The organism is Aeromonas sp. 2692-1, assembly GCF_013085505.1.
In the GTDB taxonomy this organism is placed as follows: domain Bacteria; phylum Pseudomonadota; class Gammaproteobacteria; order Enterobacterales; family Aeromonadaceae; genus Aeromonas; species Aeromonas hydrophila.
Map to the genome: position 1 here is coordinate 530,032 of NZ_CP038513.1, position 19,969 is coordinate 550,000.

A 19,969-nucleotide genomic window follows, 5' to 3' on the forward strand; every position below is an offset into this window, starting at 1 on the left:
CGCTGGCATTCCCAAGCCAATATGATAGCCTGCCAGCGCCTGCTCATGCCCGTCAAAACAGGTGCAGGAAAACCCCGGTGGATTTGTCGGTTCTCGACGAATATAACCTTATTAATCAAATCGTTATTTGGATATTATCCCAATGCGTATCATGCCGTTGCTCCAGGCGGCCTGCCTGAGCCTGATGTTGTCCGCCTGCGTCGCCCCCCTGTTGATGATGAGCCCCACCAACCAGCTGATGTGGGCCCTGCTCAAACCCCTGGTCGGCTTCGACCCCAATGAAGCCAACCTGTTTGAACAGCCGCTGATCAAGGACCGGATGACCAGCATCCTCGGCCCCAATTACGACAGCACCATACAGTTGCTCAAGACCGCCAACGAGCTGCAGCAGGAGGGGCCGCTGTTCTACGTGGTCTCCCGCTACGCCCCCGTGCCGGACGTCGCCAAACAGGCCGGCATGGTGTGGAACTCACAGACCAACCAGATGTCCGTCATGCTGCTCAAGGGGGACGGTACGCCCCAGGTCTTTGGCGAAAACCTGGCGGCCGGTGCCCCGAGCTGGCCAACCGAGATGCAGAACTGGCAGACGCAGGGCAATCCGGCAACCAGCGCGCTCGCCGGCGCTACCAACAGTCTGACCGGCTCGGCGACCAAGAGCCTGACTGGCGCCACCACCAGCTCGGTATTTGGCAGCGTGCTGGGTTCCCTGCAGCAGGGCGCCAGCAAGACCATGGCTGACACCACCAAGCAGGTCGTGAACGGCGCCGCTACCTCGGCCCAGCAACAGGCCGGCAAGGCGGTCAGCAGCACCACCGCCACCGTGCAGCAGCAGGCCACCAAGGCCGTCACCGAGCCCGCCAAGCAGGCAGTCAGCAGCGCCACTACCACCGTGCAGCAGCAGACCACCAAGGCTGTGACCGAGCCCGCCAAGCAGGCGGTCAGCAACGCCACAGCCACCGCGCAGCAGCAGGCAACCAAGGCCGTAGCCAAGCCCGCCAAGCAGGCGGTCAGCAGCGCCACTGCTACCGTACAGCAGCAGGCCACCAAGGCCGTCACCGAACCGGCCAAGCAGGCGGTCAGCAACGCCACCGCCACCGTGCAGCAACAAGCCACCAAGGCCGTGGCCGAGCCCGCCAAGCAGGCAGTCAGCAGCGCCACTGCCACCGTACAGCAGCAGGCTACCAAGGCCGTGACCGAGCCGGCCAAGCAAGCGGTCAGCAGTGCCACTGCCACCGTGCAACAGCAGGCCACCAAGGCCGTGACCGAGCCGGCCAAGCAGGCGGTCAGCAGCGCCACTGCCACCGCAACGGATGCGGCCGCCAAGGCCGAGGCCGCGCGCGCCGCTGCCGAAGCCGAGATGGAAGCCCTGCTCAAGTAAGCCCTTCACCAGGCCATCGCAAGATGGCCTGGCTGTTTTCCGCCCTCTCGCTCCCCACCACAACCTCTCGCCATCCAAGCTACCGGGCGCGGGAAATCATGAACTTCTCGACATAGCCCCCTAAACTGGAAGGACGATTTGTTGCAAGGAGTGCTGCCATGTCGCGTCTGCTCAGCCTGATGATCTGCTGCTGTCTTGGCACAGCCCTGCCCGCCTCGGCGTTCACCTATTACTCCGAGCAGAACATGCCGTTCAACGGCCAGGATGAGAAGGGCAACAGCACCGGCTTGGCGGTGGAGCTGCTGCGGCTGATGTGGCAGGAGATGGGCGAGCCGGAGCAGCCCATCCACTTCATGCCCTGGGCCAAGGCCTGGTACCTGCTGACCCAACAGCCGGATGCGGTGCTGTTCACCACAGCCCACACCCAGGCGCGGGATCCGCACTTTCTCTGGGTCTGCCCCATCAGCCACTCGCGGGTCTCGCTGGTAGGGCGCAAGCGGGATGCCCCCAAGGTGACCGGCAAGGCCGATCTGACCAAGCTGCAGATCGGGGTCATGCAGGCAGACGTGGGGGAGCAGCTGCTGCTCAACCGGGGCATCAGCCCCGCCAACCTGATGTCGGTGGAGCGCATGGATCAGGTGGTGCGCCAGCTCATCATGGCCCGCACCGATCTGGTGGCCGGCAACGAAGTCATGCTGTTCCACCAGGCAAGGCAGCTCGGCTTTTCACCCGATACCTTCGTCACCGTCGCCACCCTGGCGGATCAGGACAACTGCTTCGCCTTCAACCCGGCGGCGGACAAACAACAGGTCGCCCGCCTGCAGCAGGCACTCGACAAGGTAAGACAGGGGGAGGCCTTCAAGCGGCTCATCGCCCGCTATCAGGATGTGGTGCAGTCACCGCCGGCGGATCACCTGCCCACGATCGAATAAACCCAAGATGCAAACAGGCCACCCGAAGGTGGCCTGTTTCATGGTGCGATCCGCTCACTGGAAGTGGTGGTCGTGATCGGACTTCTTGGGCTGGGCACTTTCGCTGTGCTCGATGGCGGTGCGGATGAGGTCCACCCCGGCACGGATGATCAAGACCCCCATGTTGACCAGCTTGACGCAGACCCACATGAAGGTGATGAGCAGGATCAGCTTGAGCACGGTCTGGAACGCCTCCAGGAAGTTCTGCTCCAACTGGCCGGTCAGGCCGCTGGCGCTGGTCATCAGCCAGGTGTAAACCTCGCGCACGAAGGGGATGCGGCTCGGCATCTCCAGCACGTCCAGCGCGGCAGGCAGGGCCTGGAAGATGACGATGCTGCCGAACAGGATCAGGATGACGCCGATGGCGATACCCAGAAAAAAGCCAAACTGTTTCATGGAAGGTCCCAAGGTTTGCTGCATGAAAATAACATAGCTGCCAATACTAGGGACTGCCTCTCCCCACGGCAATCCTTGCGCAGCCAGCCGGCCCCTCGTCAGGCCGCCCCAAGTCGCGAAGCCAGACCGGAAACCATTGCCCAACTATCTGATTTCTGTGACGCTTGTGCCCATTCTCCCTCACTCGTCAGGCGGTCATGTCGCGCTACTGTTTTTTGCTGCTCTGTCTCCTGCTGGCGGGATTGCCCGCCCTGGCCGCGCCAAGCGCCGCCGTCTGCGTCGTCAAACATCAACAACAGCTGTTGCTGGTACAGGACAGGGTCTCATCCCGCTACAGCCTGACCGGCGGCTACATAGACGCGGGCGAGACGCCGCAACAGGCGGCGCTGCGGGAGCTGTACGAAGAGACTGGCCTGCGGGGCCGGGTCATCGCCGAGCTGGGCTCATGGCAGCGCGCCCTGCTGTTCGCCTGCCAGACTCTGGAACCCATTCGCGCACAGACCGGTTCTGGCTTTGTCTCCCTGCTGCGGGCCCCCAATCTGGGCGGCGAGATCCTCAATGCCAGGCTGATCGCTCCGGCCCGGTTGCCGGATGATCAGCGCCGCTTTCCGGCGCAGCTCGACTGGCTGGCCCCTCAACTGGCCGCCATTCCCGACAGTCCCGTGCTGTGGCTGCCCGATTTTCGTGGCGAGGGTAATGCACTGCACCAAATGGAAGTCCCGCTGATCCACCAGCTACAAACCTGGCTCGGTGCCCAGGTGCGCTGGCTCGAGGTCAGCAACCTGTTCGGTTCAGCCGCCTTTCAGCTTGCCCTGCTACCCTTGCTGCTGCCCTGGCTGGGCTGGCCCCGGGTGCGCCAGCTGCTGCTGGCCATGCTGACCCTCACCCTGCTGGTGCAACTGGCCAAGGAGGGGGTTGGCTGGCCCAGACCCTTCCACCTCGATCCCACGCTGGCACAAGGCAGCGCCCAGGGCTTCGGCATGCCGAGCGGCCACGCCGCCTCGGCGCTGCTGTTCTGGGGCCTGCTGCTCAGAGGGTGCTGGCCCGCCAACCCCTGGCGCAGTGCCACCCTGGCTCTGCTGCTGGCCACCCTGACCGGGCTGGCCCGGGTCTGGCTCGGGGTTCACTTCCTGTCGGATGTGGCGGCCGGCCTGCTGCTTGGCGCCCTGCTGCTGGCTCTGCATCCCCGCCTCGCCAACCTGGCGGCCAAGTCGTGGAGCTGGGCCGGGCTGACCCTCGCCTGCGCGCTGGCCGCCGGGTGGAGCCAATCCTCGGCGCTGGCCGGCCTGGCCACCTTCAGTCTGGGGCTGACCCTCGGCATGCTGTTGCCGCTGCCGCGCACGGTGCAGACCGGCTGGCGCACTCCGCTGCTGGCGCTGCTCGGCGGCCTGCCGCTGGGGGCGCTCTGGTGGACACTGCCGCTCTGGCTGACCAGCTCCTGGCTTATTCTGCTCGGCCAGTGGCTGCTTTATTGTTGCCTGGGGCTCTGGTTGAGCGCCGGCCTCTGGTGGATACTCTCACTCGTGAATAATGACCCGCTACCCAAGGGCCCAGGCCCTGACAAGGGATTGCTATGAATATGAAAAAAGTGGATTTGGCCAAGATAACCCTGGGAGTGCTGTTCCTCAGCCTCCTCATCGTCTCCTGCTTCATGGTGCTGCGCCCCTTCCTGCCCGCCCTGGTGTGGGCCACCATGATCACCATCGCCACCTGGCCGCTGATGCTGATGGTGCAGCGCCTGCTGTGGGGCAAACGCGCCCTGGCGGCCCTCAGCATGACCCTGGTACTGCTGCTGATGTTCGTCATCCCGCTCTTCATGGCGCTGGCCAACGTGGCGGAGAAGGCGCCCATGCTGATTGAGCTCGGCACCACCATCAGCCACTCCCCGCCTCCCGAGCTGCTCTGGCTGCAGCAAATACCGCTGGTAGGCGGCAAGCTCTACGACTTCTGGCAGCAGATCCTCGCGAGCGGTGGTCAGGTGCTGTTCGCCAAGCTGGCCCCTTATTTTGGCCAGACCGCCCGCTGGCTCGCCTCCCAGGCTGGCAACCTGGGGCTGCTGTTCGTCCACTTCCTGCTGACCGTCGGCATCTGCGGCCTGCTCTACCACTCGGGTGAAGTGGTGGCGACCGGCATTCGCCGCTTCGCCCACCGGCTAGCCGGCGAGCGCGGCGACAACGCCACCGTGCTCGCTTCACAGGCGATCCGCGCCGTGGCCATGGGGGTCGTGGTGACCGCACTGGTGCAATCCTCGGTGGCAGGGCTGGGTCTGCTGATTGCCGGCATCCCCTACACCATGATCCTGGTGGTGGTGATGTTCCTGCTGATCGTCGCCCAGATCGGCCCCTTCCCGGTACTGCTGGCCTGTGTCGGCTACCTCTACTGGAGCGGCGACACCACCTGGGGCACCTTCCTGCTGGTGTGGTCGCTGCTGGCGGGCACCATGGACAACTTCCTGCGGCCCTTCCTGATCAAGCGCGGCGCCGACCTGCCGCTCATCCTGATTCTGGTGGGGGTTATCGGCGGCTTGCTGGCGATGGGGATCATCGGCCTCTTTATCGGCCCGGTGGTGCTGGCGGTGGGCTACACCCTGCTGGATGCCTGGATCAAGGAGGATGACCACCCGGCCGGCGACAAGGTGGCCGCCCCACCTCATGACAAGGCATTGCCATAAGGCCAAACGCCGCCCGAGAGGGCGGCGTTGTTGTTTTAGAGGCAAGAACCAAGGGGGATGCCCGATTCCGGCATAGAACCAAAGTTCGAACGTTTTGAGCCAAACTCGAACCAAGGTTCGAGCCAGCCCCCTTCGCCCCCTGTTCCCTCTTGCTGCCGCCCACCACAATGGTGCCACCATTCAGGAGGAACAACAGATGCACGAATTGAGAGCAACCCGCGCCCTGATCAGCGGCGGCGCAAGCGGGATTGGACTGGCCATCGCCGAGGCGCTGGCGCGGGAAGGGGTAGAACTGGTGCTGGCCTCCCGTCGCCACGACCTGCTGGAACAAGAGGCTGCCCGCCTCTCTGCGCGATACGGGGTAAGAGTGCTGCCGCTGGTGCTGGATGTCTGCGACGGTCCTCAGGTTCGTACCCAGCATGCTCGCGCCAGCGCACTGCTCGGCCCCATCGATCTGCTCGTCAACAACAGCGGGGTTGGCAGCGATTATCTGGTGCAGGATCTGCCGGAATCCGAGTGGGACAGGGTGATGGATACCTGTGCCAAGGGCAGCTTCCTGCTGACCCAGGCTTGCCTGCCGGACATGCTGTCGCGGCGCCACGGCACCATCATCAACATCGCCTCCCAGGCCGCCAAGCACGGCTATGCGAGGGCCAGCGTCTACTGCGCCGCCAAATTTGCCGTCTTGGGCTTTGCCAAGGCGCTGCGGGAAGAAGTCCAGCATCAAGGTATTCGGGTTCACACCCTCTGCCCCGGCCTGGTCCAGGTGCCGCCACCAGCCTGTCCTGATGAGCGCAAACCCGGTTGGCTGCAGGTTGGGGATCTGGCCGAGGCCGTGCTCTACACCCTGCGTCAACCCGCCCATGTGCAGTTGGATGAGATCGGCATGACAGGGATCTGAGGGCTGCTTGAGGGGTAATGACAGGGGCGCCGATGCGCCCCTGTCAGCTCATTGGCAAAAAAGGCTCAAGCTGGCTGGTGGAGGGTGATGCAGTGAATGCCACCGCCACCGGCGGCGACCGGATCGATATTGATCTGCACGATGTCGCGGCCGGGGTAGAGGCGGGTCAGCAGCTCGTGGCAGTAGCTATCGGCGGCCTTGTCGCCAAACTCGGGGGTGATCACCGCGCCATTGATCGGCAGATAGTTGATATAACCGGCGGCAAAGTCGCGGCTGCGACTAAAGCGGTTGTCCCGCCCATCGAGCGGGGGCGGCAGCACATGCAGCTCCAGCTTGTTGCCATCGGCATCGGTGGCCTGCTTGAGGATGGCCAGATGCCGGCGGGTCACCTCGTAGTCGTGGGACTGCGGGTCGTTGTCCAGATTGACCACCACCACCCCGGGGCGCACGAAACGGGCGTAGAAATCGACGTGGGCATCTGTGATGTCCTTGCCCTTGATGCCCGGCAGCCAGATGATTTTGCGCAGCCCCAGATTGGCCTTCAGCTCCGCCTCCAGTTGCGCCTTACTCACCCCCGGATTACGGTTGCTGTTGAGCCAGCAGCTCTCGGTCAGGATGGCGGTGCCGTTGCCATCCACCTCGATGCCGCCCCCCTCGCCGGTCAGCTTGCTCCGCAGATAACGGACCTTGGCCTGCTGGCTGAGCAGCTCGGCGACACCTGCATCCTGTTCGTGCTCCTGCTTGTCACCCCAGCCGTTGAAGTTGAAATCCACCAGCCCCAGCTCCCCCTCCTCGTTCTGAACGAAGACGCCGCCGGTATCCCGCAGCCAGATGTCGTCCAGCTCGGCGACAACAAAGCGGGTGTTCTGCTCGCCGCAGAGTTTGCGGGCCAACGCCTGTTCGGCTTCGCGGCAGAGCACGTTCACCTGGGTATAAGGCACCATGGCCTGCACCAGCCGGCCTATGGTGGCCTGCACCGCCGGATAGTCGCTGCCCCAGATGGCCTCGCTGGCGGCAAACGCCACCCAGACCCGGGTCTGAAACGTCGACTCTTCCGGCATGTAGAAGCGGGCGTCTGCCGAGCTGGCGACGGTTGCGGCGGCCTTGGCCCTTGGCAGGGTACCCAGCCCGACCAAGGCGCCGAGGGCGGCCAGCTGTTTCAGAACATGGCGACGGGATGACATGAGATGACTCCTGTGAAAACGGGCTCGAACCTGAGCGTCCTGGCCCAACAAAAGGGGGATCAAAAACAAGCGCTGTTAATCGAATCACGCTGAGTAATAGACTATCCGCTGTATGGATGGCGAACAAACGATCGATTTTCGGTAAAAGTGATAAGTGGAGCTAATCAATGGTGTTCAAGCAGTGGCCCCCGCTCAACGTGCTGCGGGGCTTTGAGGCGGCGGCCCGACTCGGCAGTTTTCATCAGGCGGCGCAGGCGCTGCACCTGACCCAGTCCGCCATCAGCCAGCAGATCCGCTCGCTGGAGGAGCTGCTCGGCCAGCCGCTGTTTCACCGGCAGGGGCGCTCGGTCACCCTCACCGATGCGGGGCAGGATCTGCTGGAGACCACCCAGAGCGTGCTGCTGCAGCTGGCGATGGGGATCCAGCGGCTGGAGCAGTACCGCAAACCCAACCAGCTGGTGCTCAACACCAGCACCGCCCTCGCCCGTCACTGGCTGCTGCCGCGGCTGGGGGCCTTTCATCGCGCCCATCCCGAGGTCGATCTCTGGCTGTTCACCAGTGACGAAGAGCCCGACATGGCCGAGCAGACCATCGATCTCGCCCTGCGCTGGGAGCTGGCTCCCCAGGCCGAGTGCCGCCACCAGCTGCTGCTGGCAGACCGCCTGCTGCCGGTGGCGGCCCCCGCCGTGCTGGAGTTACCTGCGGCAGAGCGCACCACCCTGCACGGGGAGCGGGAGCTGGACTGGCACCACTGGACTCTCAAGGGCGGAGAGGATCTGCACCTGCAGACCCGGGGGCTCAACTTCTCCGATCCCGGCCTCTTGCTGGACGCCGCCTGTCAGGGGCTCGGCATCGCCCTGGTGAGCGAGCGGCTCTCCCGTCCCGCTCGCCAGCAGGGGCTGCTGTTGTCGCTCTCCACCCACAGGGTCAAGGGGCCGCAGTGGCATCTGCTGGTGCATCAGGAGAGCGAGACCATGCCGGAGTGCCGCGCCTTCTGTCGCTGGCTTGAGTTGCAGTTTGCCGACCCCGCTCCCGCCGAGGATGGTTTGCCATCCCTCTGAGGCAGGTCACTGAATCGGGCCGGCAAGGGTGGTTAAATGGGCGTTCGTCTCTTTGCCGGATCTTGTCGTGACCATCCTGTCCGCCTCCATGCCGCCAGCCCGGGCCTGGCCTGACTATCTGCAAGCCTCCTGGCTGCGCTGCGCCCACCAGACCAGCGCCACCCTCTGGCATCCGCCCCACAGTGCCAAGGGCCAGACCCTGCAGAGCCTGCGCCAGCGCAAGCGCGACCTGCTCACCACCGGCGAGATGGCGCTCGAGGATCTCTACGAATTCATGGAGGGGCGCCCCTGCGCCCTGCTGCTCACCGACGAGAGCGGCTGCCTGCTGGCGCGCACCGGCCACCCCGACACCTTGGCGGAGCTGGAAGCGCTCGGCTTCGGCCCCGGCGCCTTTTTCAGCGAGGGGCGGATCGGCACCAATGCCATCAATCTGGCGGCGCTGGAAGGGATGCCGCTCTGCATCAGCGGTACCCAGCACTTCAACCAGACCCTGCACCCCTGGCACTGCTGCGCCAGCCCGGTCTACAACAGCAACGGCCGTCAGGTCGCCATCATGGCGCTGACCTGCAAGGTGGAGGAGGCGAGCGCCGGCGATCTGGCGCTCACCGTCAGCGCCGGGCGCGAGCTGGCCCACCTGCTGCAGATGGAGACCCTGATGCAGGAGTCCCAGCACCACCTGAGCGAGCTCTACGCCCTGCTCGACGGCATGGATGACGGCGTGCTGGCCTGGGACCCGCAGGGTAGGCTGCGCTACCTCAACGCCCTGGCGGCCAGGCGGCTGCGGCTCGACCCGGATCTCTGCCTCGGCCAGTCGCTGGAGCAGCACCTGCTGCTACCCCAGCGGTTGCAGCTCGCCATCAAGGGGCAGACCACCCTGAGCCACGTGGAGGTAACCCTGGAGCGGGTGGGCGGGCAGGAGGCGGAGTTCATCAGTGCGCTGGTGAGCCTCAAGCCGCTGCCCGGGCCGGACGGCGTCAGCTTTATCGTGCTGCTGCACCCGGTCGATCGGCTGCGGGCCATCCATCAGCTGCGCCAGACGGTGCCCGAGCTGTCGGCGCTGGTGGGCGAATCGAGCGCCATGCGCAAGCTGCTGCGCTACGCCAGGCAGGCGGCCCAAAGCCCGGGCCCCATCCTGCTGCGTGGCGAGGAGGAGGTGGGCAAGGCCCAGTTGGCGGAGGCGATCCACTTCGGCAGCGAGCAGGCCGCCGGCCCGCTCGTCACCCTCAACTGCCAGGCGCTGCCAAGCGAGCGGATGGCGCTGGAGCTGATGGGATCCGACGAAGCGGGACAGGAGCGGGCCGGCAAGTTCGAACTGGCCCACGGTGGCACCCTGGTGCTGGAGCAGGTGGAGTGCCTCTCTGCCCCCATGCAGGCGGCGCTGCTGCAACTGCTCAAGACCGGCCGCCTCCAGCGCTTCGACTCGGCCCGCATCCTGCCGCTCAAGGTACGGATCATCGCCACCAGCAGCGCCGCGCTGGAGCAGAAGGTGCAGGAGGGACACTTCGGGCGGCAGCTGCTCTATGCGCTGCAGGCGTGCGAGCTGTGGCTGCCGAGCCTGCGCGAGCGCACGGCCGATCTGCCCGGCCTCATCAGCCAGCAGCTGGGGGCGCAGGGACGCGAGCCGGGGCGCCAGTTCAGCCCGGCGGCCCTCGATTGCCTGCTCGCCTATCCCTGGCCCGGCAACCTGGGGGAGCTGCGCAGCGCCATCGAGCATGCCCTGCTCCACTCCTGCCAATCGCAGATCCCGCCCGAGGCGCTGCCAGCCGCCATTCGCCACGGCCATCAACTGGTGGCGAACGAGGTGGTGGGACAACCGCTGCTCACCCTGGCCGAGCTGGAGCGTCAGGCCATCCTGCGCTGCGCCCACGCCTGCAAAGGGCAGGTCAGCCAGATGGCCCAGCAACTGGGGATCGGCCGCACCACCCTCTGGCGACGACTGAAACTGCTCGAGATCGACCCCGCCGACTATCACGGCTGACGCCGGCCCGAGCTTTCGCCAACAGGCCCGCTGAAAACGAAAAGGCCCCGCAGATGCGGGGCCTTTCTATATGGCACGCTTGTCAGAGGCCAGTTACAGCCCCAGCTGGTGGGCGGTGACGATGGCCGCCAGCACATCCTCGGCGGTGACCTTGAACGGCATGTTGTGGATGGTTTCCCCTTCCGCGGTGGAGGCCTTGGCCACGTCCATCAGGCGCGCTATGTCCAGCTCCTTGACCCCCATCATATGCAGGTTGGTGGGCAGGCCGATCGAGCGGCAGAAACCCAGCACGGTTTCGATCTCCGCCATGGGGGCGTTCTCCAGCACCAGCTGCACCAGGGTACCGAACGCCACTTTCTCACCGTGATAGAGGTGATGACACTCGGCCAGCTGGGTCAGGCCGTTGTGAACGGCGTGGGCGGCGGCCAGACCGCTGCTCTCGAAGCCGATACCGCTCAGATAGGTGTTGGCCTCGATGATGTTCTCCACCGCCTTGGTGCAGAGCCCCTGCTCCACCGCCAGCTTGGCCTTGTAGCCATCGGCCAGCAGGGTCTTGTAGCAGAGCTCGGCGATGGCCTGCGCCGCCAGGGTGGAGGCGCCACCGGCCATGGTCTGGCAACCGGACACCTTGTTGGCGCGCGCCTCGAAGTAGGTGGAGAGCGCATCCCCCATGCCGGAGACCAAGAGCCGCACCGGGGCACGGGCGACCACGCCGGTATCCATGATGACCATGTTGGGGTTGGTCGGGATCATCAGGTATTCGCTGAACTGTCCCTCCGGGGTGTAGATGACTGCCAGCGCGCTGGTGGGGGCATCGGTGGAGGCGATGGTCGGCACTATGACCACCGGTACCTGCTGGTAGAAGGCGACTGACTTGGCGGTATCCAGCGTCTTGCCGCCGCCGATGCCGATGATGACGTCAAACGGGGTCTGCTTGCAGCGCGCCAGCAGGCGGTCTATTTCGGGGCGGGAGCACTCGCCGTTGAAGCAGTCAAATTCGGGCTGGATGCCTGCCCCGTGGAAGCTGGTCGCCACGGTATCGCCAACCAGCTTGGTGACGAAGGCGTCGGCCAGGATCAGCGGCTTGGCGCCGAGCGCCTTGACGTAGTTGCCGATGTTGGCGAGGGCCCCGTTGCCTTGCACGTATTTGCTGGGGCTGATGATGATGCGGTCCATATTTTATCCCTCTCTCTAGTTCATAAGACATCTTTTGAAACTAACAGGGGCGAAGGGGCGGCAGTGCCGGGGACTCCTTCGTCTTGAATGGGGCTGCACCGGCTCAGCGAGCGAGTGCAGCGCCTTGAAACCGTGGCGTCAGTCGCCGAAGCGCTCCGCAGCCAGCTGCTGGAAGCAGGCCAAGGCGGCCTCGGCATCCTCCCCGCGTGCCAGCAGGGTGAGTCGGTCACCCTGACGCACGTTAAGCATGGTGAGCCGGGTCAGGCTGCGGGGGTTGGCCTCTTTCTCCTCCTTTTGCAGCCTGAGTTCGGCGGCAAAAGGCTTGAGTGCCGCCACCAGGCGAGCGGCAGGGCGCACGTGCAGGCCGTGGGGATTGTCGACCACCACCTCGCAGCGCAGCCAGCCGTCGTCGGGCGCAGGAGCGGTCTCGACATCCTGCGGCTCCGCCTTGCCCGGCAGCATCGCCTGTTTCGGGCCCAGCGCACCGAGCGCCTCGGCGGCCACCTCGTCCAGCGTCAGACCGGATCCGGCCGCCACCACGGCAGCCAGGGTGCCTTCGACCAGCGGGGCTGGGCAGAGCCGCACCCGGGCACTCAGCTCCGGGGGCAACAGCTCGAGGGCGGTCTCGGCGCTCAAGAGGGCGCTGCCCAAGTCCATCAGTACCAACACGCCGCTGCCGTCGTCCGCTTCTTCAATCGCACTCATCACGGCGATGGCGTCGGTGCCGATGGGGTGGTCGGGGTCATCGACCCCGGCCGCCAGCAACAGTTTCGCCGGGCTGCCCAGCTGGTCGGCCAGCGCTTTCAAGCCGGCTGCCAGCATGGCGCTGTGAGAGACCACTACGATTCCGATCATGTCACAACCTCGCTCTGTCACGCAGGGCGGTCAGCAGCAGCAGGGTCGAGGTGGCCCCGGCATCCTGATGGCCGATGCTGCGCTCGCCAAGATAGCTGGCGCGCCCCTTGCGGGCCTGCATCTGGATGGTGGCCTCGGTGCCGGCGGCGGCGGCCGCGACCGCCTTGTCCAGCGCGTCGGGCAGCGGCAAGCCTTGCTGCTCTGCCTGCTGCAGGGCGGCCAGGGCTGGCCACCAGGCGTCGCACATGGTCTTGTCACCCGGCTCGGCGCGACCGCGCGAGACGATCCCCTCCACCCCGTCGCTCAGCATCTTGCCGAGCTGGCCGAGGGTCAGGCTCTGGCAGGCATCGCTGCTGGCCGCGGCCCGGATGAAGAAGGTGCCGTAGAGCGGGCCGCTGGCACCGCCGACCGAGGAGAGCAGGGTCATGCCAGTGGTTTTCAGTACCTGACCGATGTCCTTGTCCGCCACTGCCGGCAGCTTCTCGGCCACCTTGGTAAAGCCGCGCTGCATGTTGAGGCCGTGGTCGCCGTCGCCGATGTCGGTATCCAGCGCCGTGAGGTAGTCGCGCTGCTCGGTGAAGATATGTTCGCAGTCGAGCAGCCAGTTGACGATCTGATGTTTGCTTAGCATGGGTATGAAGACTCCTTAGCAGCCGCGACGAAAGGCCGGGGTGTGAACGGGGGCATCCCACAGGGTCATCAGCTCGTCATCCACCTTGAGCAAGGTGATGGAGATGCCGGTCATGTCGAGGGAGGTGCAGTAGGGGCCGATCAGGTTGCGCACCAGATGGATGCCCGCCTCTTCGCAGAGGGTGGCGAGACGACCATAGACGCCGTAGAGCTCGGAGATCGGGGTACCGCCCAGGCTGTTGACCAGTGCGATGACGCGATCGCCCGCGTTCAGCGATTCGATGAAGGTGTGCTCCTCCTGCCAGCTGCCGGAGGCTCTGTCCCAGTGACGCAGGGTGCGGCCATAGGGAGTGTTGTCCGCCAGTTCATTGAACATATCCCCCACCAGGGTGTCGAGATTGGTGAAGGGACGGCGCGCTATGCCCGGCTCGCCATGGATGCCGACGCCGAACTCCATCTCGTTGTCCGCCAGGGTGAAGGAGGGCTTGCCGGCGGCCGGTACGGTACAGGCGTGGGTAGCGACGCCTATGGTACGGCTCTGGTTGTTGATGCGGCGGGCCAGCGCCTCGCAGCGCGCCAGGTCATAGCCGGCTTCGGCTGCGGCGCCGACCAGCTTCTCGCACAACACAGTCGTGGCGACACCACGACGGCCGGCGGTATAGAGGCTGTCTTTGACCGCCACATCGTCATCGATCAGGGCGAAGCCCACCTTGACCCCGTCACCGTGCAGCAGCTCGACCGCGGTCTCGAAGTTGAGCACGTCCCCGGTGTAGTTCTTCACCAGAAACAGCACGCCGGCACCGCCATCGACCGCCTGGCCGCACTCATACATCTGATCCGGGGTCGGCGAGGTAAAGATCTCGCCGGGGCAAGCGCCATCCAGCATCCCCTTGCCTACCAGACCGCCGTGCATCGGCTCGTGGCCGCTGCCGCCACCGGAGACCAGTGCCACCTTGCCCATCACGGGGGAGTCGGCACGGGTGATGTAGTGTGGCTCGATACGGACCTTGAGCTCGGGGTGGGCGGCCGCCATCCCCATCAATTGTTCACGGACCACGGCATCGACGGCATTGATCAATTTCTTCATGGCTCACTCCTTGGCTTGCTACCACACGGGTAGGCAGATGGTTGATGGAGCCAGTCTAACGACAGAAAACAGGATAAAAATAACCGGGAGTTTGGTTCGGATCTGAAACAGCAGAAGGGACGTCGGCGTTTCAATCTGAAACAGTGCGGAGCCAATATGAGGAAAACTGTTAGCCGTCTCACAGCCAACAAAAAGGGCCCCCGCAGGAGCCCTTCACGTAACCCGGGAGCCTTAGATGGCCCAACCACCGGCATAGAAGATCACCAGTGCCACGGCGATGATCACGGTGCCGATGTTGAGCTTCTTCCACTCGGCGGCAAACAGACGACCGACGACCAGCGCCACGAAGCCCAGCATGATGCCGGTAACGATGTTGCAGGTGAGCACGATAAAGACGGCGCACAGCATGCCGGAGAGCGCATCGACCGAGTCGTTGAAGTCCAGCTTGGTGACGTTGCCCAGCATCAGCAGGCCGACGTACATCAGCGCTGGTGCGGTGGCATAGGCCGGTACCAGATAGCTCAGCGGGGAGAGGAAGATCATCAGCAGGAACAGCACGCCGACCAGGGCGGCGGTCAGACCGGTCTTGCCACCGGCGGCGGTGCCGGCGGCAGATTCGATGTAGACGGCAGCCGGTGCACCACCGACGGCGCCCGCCACCATGCTGCTGACGGAGTCGGCAGTCAGTGCCTTGCCGCCGCTGATGATGTGGCCACGCTCGTTGATGAGGCCCGCCTGACCGGCCACGGCACGGATGGTGCCGGTAGCATCAAACACCGCGGTCATTACCAGTGCCAGTACGGTGGGGATGACCACCGGGTTGAGGGCGCCCAGCAGATCCATGCTGCCCACCAGAGAGCCCTTCTCGCCAGTCAGGCTCGGCATGGCGAAGAAGCCCTGCCAGGTCACTTTCGGGTCGAAGGCCAGGCCCAGAATAGAGATGGCGATGATCACCATCAGGATGCCGCCCGGCACCTTGCGACGCTCCAGACCGAAGATGGCGGCCAGACCCAGCACCGTCATGATGACCGGGAAGGCGGTGACCTCACCCAGCTGCACCGGCAGGCCGGCCCCTTCGTTCTTGATCACCATGCCAACGCCGTTGGTGGCGATCAGCAGCAGGAACAGACCGATGCCGATGCCGGTACCGTGGGCGATGCCGGAGGGCAGGTTGTCCAGGATCCACTGGCGCACGCCGGTGACGCTGATCAGGGTGAACAGCACCCCCATCAGGAAGATGGCACCCAGCGCCACCGGGATGCTCAACCCCTGCCCCAGCACCAGGCTGAAGGCGGTAAAGGCGGTGAGGGAGATGGCGCAACCGATGGCCATCGGCAGCTTGGCCCACAGACCCATCAGCAGGGAGCCGAAGGCGGCGATCAAGCAGGTGGCGACAAATACCGGCCCCTGCTCAAAGCCGGCAGCGCCCAGCATGTTCGGCACCACTATGATGCTGTAAACCATGGCCAAAAAGGTGGTCAACCCGGCCAGCAACTCCTGGCGCACGCTGCTACCGCGCGCAGAAATGGAAAAATAAGAGTCCAAAAAGCCGCCGTTCCCTGATTGGGCGGCCATATCTTGCTTTGCCATAACTTGTCCTGAAAGTGTGAAGGAAATCGTTTGCTTTCGTGGCGCGCAAAATAGCAAGAATTTGTCGGAATTGCAGCGAATTCCCTGATTTTTTCATCAAAATGGCCGTAATCGTTCTCGTTCGGACACGAATTTGCTTGTCTGCCTGTCACGGATCTCACCTTTGCCTACCAGGCTCGCTCCTATACTGCAGAGAACCACTCGCACTGTCAGACGGGAGATACCCATGCACACGCGCAATCTGCTGAACGATATTCCCTCGCCACTGCCTACCGAACTCTTTCAGGATCTGGTCAGCACCAACCACCTGCGGATCGAACGCATCCTCTCCCACGGCCATCAAACCGCCCCGGGTGAATGGTACGATCAGGATGAGCATGAGTGGATCCTGGTGGTACAGGGGGAAGCCAGTCTGCTGTTCATCGACCCGCAGACCCAGCAACAGCAGCTGGTACAGCTGGGCCCGGGCGACCACATCAACATTCCCGCCCGCCAGAAACACCGAGTGGAATGGACCCATCCCGACATGACCACCGTCTGGCTCTGCGTGTTTTACTGAGCCGCGTGAGGAAAAAAGAGGCAATTCGAGGCAATGAGTGCGGTATCGGAAACGAAAAAAAGCCCAGTCGCTAGACTGGGCTTCTTGTTAGTGGCGGAGCGGACGGGACTCGAACCCGCGACCCCCGGCGTGACAGGCCGGTATTCTAACCGACTGAACTACCGCTCCGCTGTCTGGTTAGCTTTTTGCTAAATTGTCTGCCGCTTCATTGAGGTGTCATCCTCTCGGCCAATTATGCAATGTGTGCATAACTGTTTAATTGGGTGCCTGGCAGTGTCCTACTCTCGCATGGCGAATGCCACACTACCATCGGCGCTACCGCGTTTCACTTCTGAGTTCGGCATGGGTTCAGGTGGTTCCACGGCGCTATGGCCGCCAGGCAAATAACTTCAATCTAAGAAAGCTGATTTTGTTGTTCGTTCTCGGTATCTGCTACAAGCCTTAGAACACTTCTTGGGTGTTGTATGGTTAAGCCTCACGGGTAATTAGTATGGGTTAGCTCAACACGTCGCCGCGCTTACACACCCCACCTATCAACGTTGTGGTCTCCAACGGCCCTTTAGGACCCTCAAGGGGTCAGGGATGACTCATCTCAGGGCTCGCTTCCCGCTTAGATGCTTTCAGCGGTTATCGATTCCGAACTTAGCTACCGGGCAGTGCCACTGGCGTGACAACCCGAACACCAGAGGTTCGTTCACTCCGGTCCTCTCGTACTAGGAGCAACTCCCTTCAATCATCCAACGCCCACGGCAGATAGGGACCGAACTGTCTCACGACGTTCTGAACCCAGCTCGCGTACCACTTTAAATGGCGAACAGCCATACCCTTGGGACCGACTTCAGCCCCAGGATGTGATGAGCCGACATCGAGGTGCCAAACACCGCCGTCGATATGAACTCTTGGGCGGTATCAGCCTGTTATCCCCGGAGTACCTTTTATCCGTTGAGCGATGGCCCTTCCATTCAGAACCACCGGATCACTATGACCTACTTTCGTACCTGCTCGACCTGTCCGTCTCGCAGTTAAGCTGGCTTATGCCATTGCACTAACCTCCTGATGTCCGACCAGGATTAGCCAACCTTCGTGCTCCTCCGTTACTCTTTGGGAGGAGACCGCCCCAGTCAAACTACCCACCAGGCACTGTCCGCGACCCCGATTCAGGGGCCTGCGTTAGAACATCAAACATACAAGGGTGGTATTTCAAGGACGGCTCCAGCGCAACTGGCGTCACGCCTTCAAAGCCTCCCACCTATCCTACACATGTAGGTTCAATGTTCAGTGCCAAGCTGTAGTAAAGGTTCACGGGGTCTTTCCGTCTAGCCGCGGGTACACCGCATCTTCACGGCGAATTCGATTTCACTGAGTCTCGGGTGGAGACAGCATGGCCATGGTTACACCATTCGTGCAGGTCGGAACTTACCCGACAAGGAATTTCGCTACCTTAGGACCGTTATAGTTACGGCCGCCGTTTACCGGGGCTTCGATCAAGAGCTTCGCTTGCGCTAACCCCATCAATTAACCTTCCGGCACCGGGCAGGTGTCACACCCTATACGTCCACTTTCGTGTTTGCAGAGTGCTGTGTTTTTGATAAACAGTCCCAGCCATCTGGTCACTGCGACTCCCAACTGCTCCATCCGCAAGGGACTTCACTGTCAAGAGCGAACCTTCTCCCGAAGTTACGGTTCTATTTTGCCTAGTTCCTTCACCCGAGTTCTCTCAAGCGCCTTGGTATTCTCTACCCGACCACCTGTGTCGGTTTGGGGTACGATGACTTGTAATCTGAAGCTTAGAGGCTTTTCCTGGAAGCAGGGCATCAATGGCTTCCACACCGTAGTGTGTTCGTCTCGTGTCTCAGTGTTGTGTCTCCGGATTTGCCTAGAAACACCACCTACGCACTTTCACCAGGACAACCGTCGCCTGGCCCACCTAGCCTTCTCCGTCCCCCCATCGCAATTACAAGTCGTGCAGGAATATTAACCTGCTTCCCATCGACTACGCCTTTCGGCCTCGCCTTAGGGGTCGACTCACCCTGCCCCGATTAACGTTGGACAGGAACCCTTGGTCTTCCGGCGAGGAGGCTTTTCACCCCCTTTATCGTTACTTACGTCAGCATTCGCACTTCTGATATCTCCAGCATACCTCTCGATACACCTTCGCAGACTTACAGAACGCTCCCCTACCACTCACGCTTAGCGTGAATCCGCGGCTTCGGTGCCTGGTTTGAGCCCCGTTACATCTTCCGCGCAGGCCGACTCGACTAGTGAGCTATTACGCTTTCTTTAAATGATGGCTGCTTCTAAGCCAACATCCTAGCTGTCTGAGCCTTCCCACATCGTTTCCCACTTAACCAGAACTTTGGGACCTTAGCCGGCGGTCTGGGTTGTTTCCCTCTTCACGACGGACGTTAGCACCCGCCGTGTGTCTCCCGGATATTACTTACTGGTATTCGGAGTTTGCATGGGGTTGGTAAGTCGGGATGACCCCCTAGCCCAAACAGTGCTCTACCCCCAGTAGTATTCGTCCGAGGCGCTACCTAAATAGCTTTCGGGGAGAACCAGCTATCTCCGAGTTTGATTGGCCTTTCACCCCCAGCCACAGGTCATCCCCTAACTTTGCAACGTTAGTGGGTTCGGTCCTCCAGTTGATGTTACTCAACCTTCAACCTGCCCATGGCTAGATCACCCGGTTTCGGGTCTACACCTTGCAACTAGACGCCCAGTTAAGACTCGGTTTCCCTACGGCTCCCCTATACGGTTAACCTCGCTACAAAATGTAAGTCGCTGACCCATTATACAAAAGGTACGCAGTCACCCCGAAGGGCTCCCACTGCTTGTACGTACACGGTTTCAGGTTCTATTTCACTCCCCTCACAGGGGTTCTTTTCGCCTTTCCCTCACGGTACTGGTTCACTATCGGTCAGTCAGGAGTATTTAGCCTTGGAGGATGGTCCCCCCATATTCAGACAGGATGTCACGTGTCCCGCCCTACTCGATTTCACATCAAGGTTGTTTTCGTGTACGGGGCTATCACCCTGTATCGCCGGCCTTTCCAGGACCGTTCCACTAACTTCCAAGATGCTTAAGGGCTAATCCCCGTTCGCTCGCCGCTACTGAGGGAATCTCGGTTGATTTCTTTTCCTCGGGGTACTTAGATGTTTCAGTTCTCCCGGTTCGCCTCGCTACGCTATGTATTCACGTAGCGATACCTAGCTTATGCTAAGTGGGTTTCCCCATTCGGAAATCCGTGAGTCGTAATGTCTCTTACCGACTGCTCACGGCTTATCGCAGGTTAGTACGTCCTTCATCGCCTCTGACTGCCAAGGCATCCACCATGTACGCTTAGTCACTTAACCATACAACCCCAAGAAGTGTCGGTGAAACCGGCACGGCTTGTTGTCGTACAACAAGGACCAAATAAAATTTGGTTTTCGCCAAGAAGTTTCCAAAGCACTTGTAACAAATGTTTGAGAACTACTTTTTAAATCAGCTTTCCAGATTGTTAAAGAGCATGTTTGCAACAGCACAAGGCTGA

15 protein-coding genes, 1 tRNA gene and 2 rRNA genes are annotated in these 19,969 nt (G+C 62.6%); 8 read left to right on the top strand and 10 right to left on the bottom strand.

From position 1 onward, the window contains the following. Positions 1 to 142 precede the first annotated feature (142 nt). Positions 143 to 1,378, top strand: a complete 1,236-nt coding sequence (locus tag E5E97_RS02730; RefSeq protein WP_171279846.1) for a hypothetical protein — start codon at positions 143 to 145, stop codon at positions 1,376 to 1,378. 158 nt (positions 1,379 to 1,536) lie between these two features. Next, positions 1,537 to 2,310 carry an ABC transporter substrate-binding protein gene (locus E5E97_RS02735; RefSeq protein ID WP_118880216.1) on the top strand — a complete coding sequence of 258 codons (774 nt, stop codon included), beginning with the start codon at positions 1,537 to 1,539 and terminating at the stop codon, positions 2,308 to 2,310. A gap of 54 nt (positions 2,311 to 2,364) precedes the next feature. Here E5E97_RS02735 and E5E97_RS02740 read toward each other — a convergent pair whose 3' ends face one another. Further along, the gene (locus E5E97_RS02740; protein ID WP_016352248.1) at positions 2,365 to 2,745 is read right to left on the bottom strand and encodes a hypothetical protein; all 381 of its coding nucleotides are present in this window, start codon (positions 2,743 to 2,745) and stop codon (positions 2,365 to 2,367) included. Positions 2,746 to 2,942: 197 nt separating this feature from the next. Here E5E97_RS02740 and E5E97_RS02745 point away from each other — a divergent pair, with 197 nt between their 5' ends. The 3 genes from E5E97_RS02745 to E5E97_RS02755 all read left to right on the top strand — a co-directional run bounded on the left by E5E97_RS02745 (position 2,943) and on the right by E5E97_RS02755 (position 6,317). Further along, positions 2,943 to 4,322, top strand: coding sequence for a phosphatase PAP2 family protein (locus tag E5E97_RS02745; RefSeq protein WP_118880215.1), 1,380 nt, complete (start codon positions 2,943 to 2,945; stop codon positions 4,320 to 4,322). Then, positions 4,319 to 5,416: an AI-2E family transporter YdiK gene (gene ydiK / locus E5E97_RS02750; protein ID WP_162901779.1), complete on the top strand. Its 1,098-nt coding sequence runs from the start codon at positions 4,319 to 4,321 to the stop codon at positions 5,414 to 5,416. Before E5E97_RS02745 ends, ydiK begins: the two co-directional genes overlap by 4 nt. 196 nt (positions 5,417 to 5,612) lie before the next feature. After that, complete coding sequence (locus E5E97_RS02755) at positions 5,613 to 6,317, top strand: SDR family oxidoreductase (protein ID WP_118880213.1); 705 nt, start codon at positions 5,613 to 5,615, stop codon at positions 6,315 to 6,317. A 65-nt stretch (positions 6,318 to 6,382) separates the two neighbouring features. Here E5E97_RS02755 and E5E97_RS02760 read toward each other — a convergent pair whose 3' ends face one another. Continuing rightward, positions 6,383 to 7,501: an agmatine/peptidylarginine deiminase gene (locus tag E5E97_RS02760; protein ID WP_171279847.1), complete on the bottom strand. Its 1,119-nt coding sequence runs from the start codon at positions 7,499 to 7,501 to the stop codon at positions 6,383 to 6,385. Positions 7,502 to 7,668: 167 nt separating this feature from the next. Between E5E97_RS02760 and E5E97_RS02765 the strand changes: the two genes are divergently transcribed. Continuing rightward, entirely contained in the window at positions 7,669 to 8,562 is an 894-nt protein-coding gene (locus tag E5E97_RS02765) for a LysR family transcriptional regulator (protein ID WP_118880211.1), read from the top strand. A gap of 67 nt (positions 8,563 to 8,629) precedes the next feature. Continuing rightward, positions 8,630 to 10,540, top strand: coding sequence for a dihydroxyacetone kinase operon transcriptional regulator DhaR (gene dhaR, locus E5E97_RS02770; RefSeq protein WP_171279848.1), 1,911 nt, complete (start codon positions 8,630 to 8,632; stop codon positions 10,538 to 10,540). Positions 10,541 to 10,633: 93 nt separating this feature from the next. On the opposite strand, the gene E5E97_RS02775 is transcribed toward dhaR, so the two are convergent. The 5 genes from E5E97_RS02775 to E5E97_RS02795 all read right to left on the bottom strand — a co-directional run bounded on the left by E5E97_RS02775 (position 10,634) and on the right by E5E97_RS02795 (position 15,878). Beyond that, positions 10,634 to 11,716 carry a glycerol dehydrogenase gene (locus tag E5E97_RS02775; RefSeq protein WP_118880210.1) on the bottom strand — a complete coding sequence of 361 codons (1,083 nt, stop codon included), beginning with the start codon at positions 11,714 to 11,716 and terminating at the stop codon, positions 10,634 to 10,636. Positions 11,717 to 11,854: 138 nt separating this feature from the next. Then, a complete protein-coding gene (dhaM, locus tag E5E97_RS02780; protein WP_118880209.1) occupies positions 11,855 to 12,571 on the bottom strand; it encodes a dihydroxyacetone kinase phosphoryl donor subunit DhaM in 717 nt (238 codons plus the stop codon). Position 12,572: 1 nt separating this feature from the next. Continuing rightward, a complete protein-coding gene (dhaL, locus tag E5E97_RS02785; RefSeq protein WP_118880208.1) occupies positions 12,573 to 13,202 on the bottom strand; it encodes a dihydroxyacetone kinase subunit DhaL in 630 nt (209 codons plus the stop codon). Positions 13,203 to 13,217: 15 nt separating this feature from the next. Next, a complete protein-coding gene (dhaK, locus tag E5E97_RS02790; protein WP_118880207.1) occupies positions 13,218 to 14,288 on the bottom strand; it encodes a dihydroxyacetone kinase subunit DhaK in 1,071 nt (356 codons plus the stop codon). Positions 14,289 to 14,519: 231 nt separating this feature from the next. Next, a complete protein-coding gene (locus tag E5E97_RS02795; RefSeq protein WP_162901778.1) occupies positions 14,520 to 15,878 on the bottom strand; it encodes an NCS2 family permease in 1,359 nt (452 codons plus the stop codon). Positions 15,879 to 16,104: 226 nt separating this feature from the next. Here E5E97_RS02795 and E5E97_RS02800 point away from each other — a divergent pair, with 226 nt between their 5' ends. Further along, complete coding sequence (locus E5E97_RS02800; protein ID WP_005306245.1) at positions 16,105 to 16,437, top strand: cupin domain-containing protein; 333 nt, start codon at positions 16,105 to 16,107, stop codon at positions 16,435 to 16,437. Between the two features lie 91 nt (positions 16,438 to 16,528). Here the strand turns inward: E5E97_RS02800 and E5E97_RS02805 are convergent. The 3 genes from E5E97_RS02805 to E5E97_RS02815 all read right to left on the bottom strand — a co-directional run bounded on the left by E5E97_RS02805 (position 16,529) and on the right by E5E97_RS02815 (position 19,790). After that, a tRNA-Asp gene (locus E5E97_RS02805) sits at positions 16,529 to 16,605 on the bottom strand. 97 nt (positions 16,606 to 16,702) lie between these two features. Next, positions 16,703 to 16,817, bottom strand: a 5S ribosomal RNA gene (gene rrf, locus E5E97_RS02810). Between the two features lie 84 nt (positions 16,818 to 16,901). Then, a 23S ribosomal RNA gene (locus tag E5E97_RS02815) occupies positions 16,902 to 19,790 on the bottom strand. Between the last annotated feature and the right edge of the window lie 179 nt (positions 19,791 to 19,969).

Bases quoted from the DNA above. Each gene is read 5' to 3' on its own strand.
- E5E97_RS02730 (WP_171279846.1), top strand. From the start codon at position 143: ATGCGTATCATGCCGTTGCTCCAGGCGGCCTGCCTGAGCCTGATGTTG.
- E5E97_RS02735 (WP_118880216.1), top strand. From the start codon at position 1,537: ATGTCGCGTCTGCTCAGCCTGATGATCTGCTGCTGTCTTGGCACAGCC.
- E5E97_RS02740 (WP_016352248.1), bottom strand. From the start codon at position 2,745: ATGAAACAGTTTGGCTTTTTTCTGGGTATCGCCATCGGCGTCATCCTG.
- E5E97_RS02745 (WP_118880215.1), top strand. From the start codon at position 2,943: ATGTCGCGCTACTGTTTTTTGCTGCTCTGTCTCCTGCTGGCGGGATTG.
- ydiK (WP_162901779.1), top strand. From the start codon at position 4,319: ATGAATATGAAAAAAGTGGATTTGGCCAAGATAACCCTGGGAGTGCTG.
- E5E97_RS02755 (WP_118880213.1), top strand. From the start codon at position 5,613: ATGCACGAATTGAGAGCAACCCGCGCCCTGATCAGCGGCGGCGCAAGC.
- E5E97_RS02760 (WP_171279847.1), bottom strand. From the start codon at position 7,501: ATGTCATCCCGTCGCCATGTTCTGAAACAGCTGGCCGCCCTCGGCGCC.
- E5E97_RS02765 (WP_118880211.1), top strand. From the start codon at position 7,669: ATGGTGTTCAAGCAGTGGCCCCCGCTCAACGTGCTGCGGGGCTTTGAG.
- E5E97_RS02775 (WP_118880210.1), bottom strand. From the start codon at position 11,716: ATGGACCGCATCATCATCAGCCCCAGCAAATACGTGCAAGGCAACGGG.
- dhaM (WP_118880209.1), bottom strand. From the start codon at position 12,571: ATGATCGGAATCGTAGTGGTCTCTCACAGCGCCATGCTGGCAGCCGGC.
- dhaL (WP_118880208.1), bottom strand. From the start codon at position 13,202: ATGCTAAGCAAACATCAGATCGTCAACTGGCTGCTCGACTGCGAACAT.
- dhaK (WP_118880207.1), bottom strand. From the start codon at position 14,288: ATGAAGAAATTGATCAATGCCGTCGATGCCGTGGTCCGTGAACAATTG.
- E5E97_RS02795 (WP_162901778.1), bottom strand. From the start codon at position 15,878: ATGGCAAAGCAAGATATGGCCGCCCAATCAGGGAACGGCGGCTTTTTG.
- E5E97_RS02800 (WP_005306245.1), top strand. From the start codon at position 16,105: ATGCACACGCGCAATCTGCTGAACGATATTCCCTCGCCACTGCCTACC.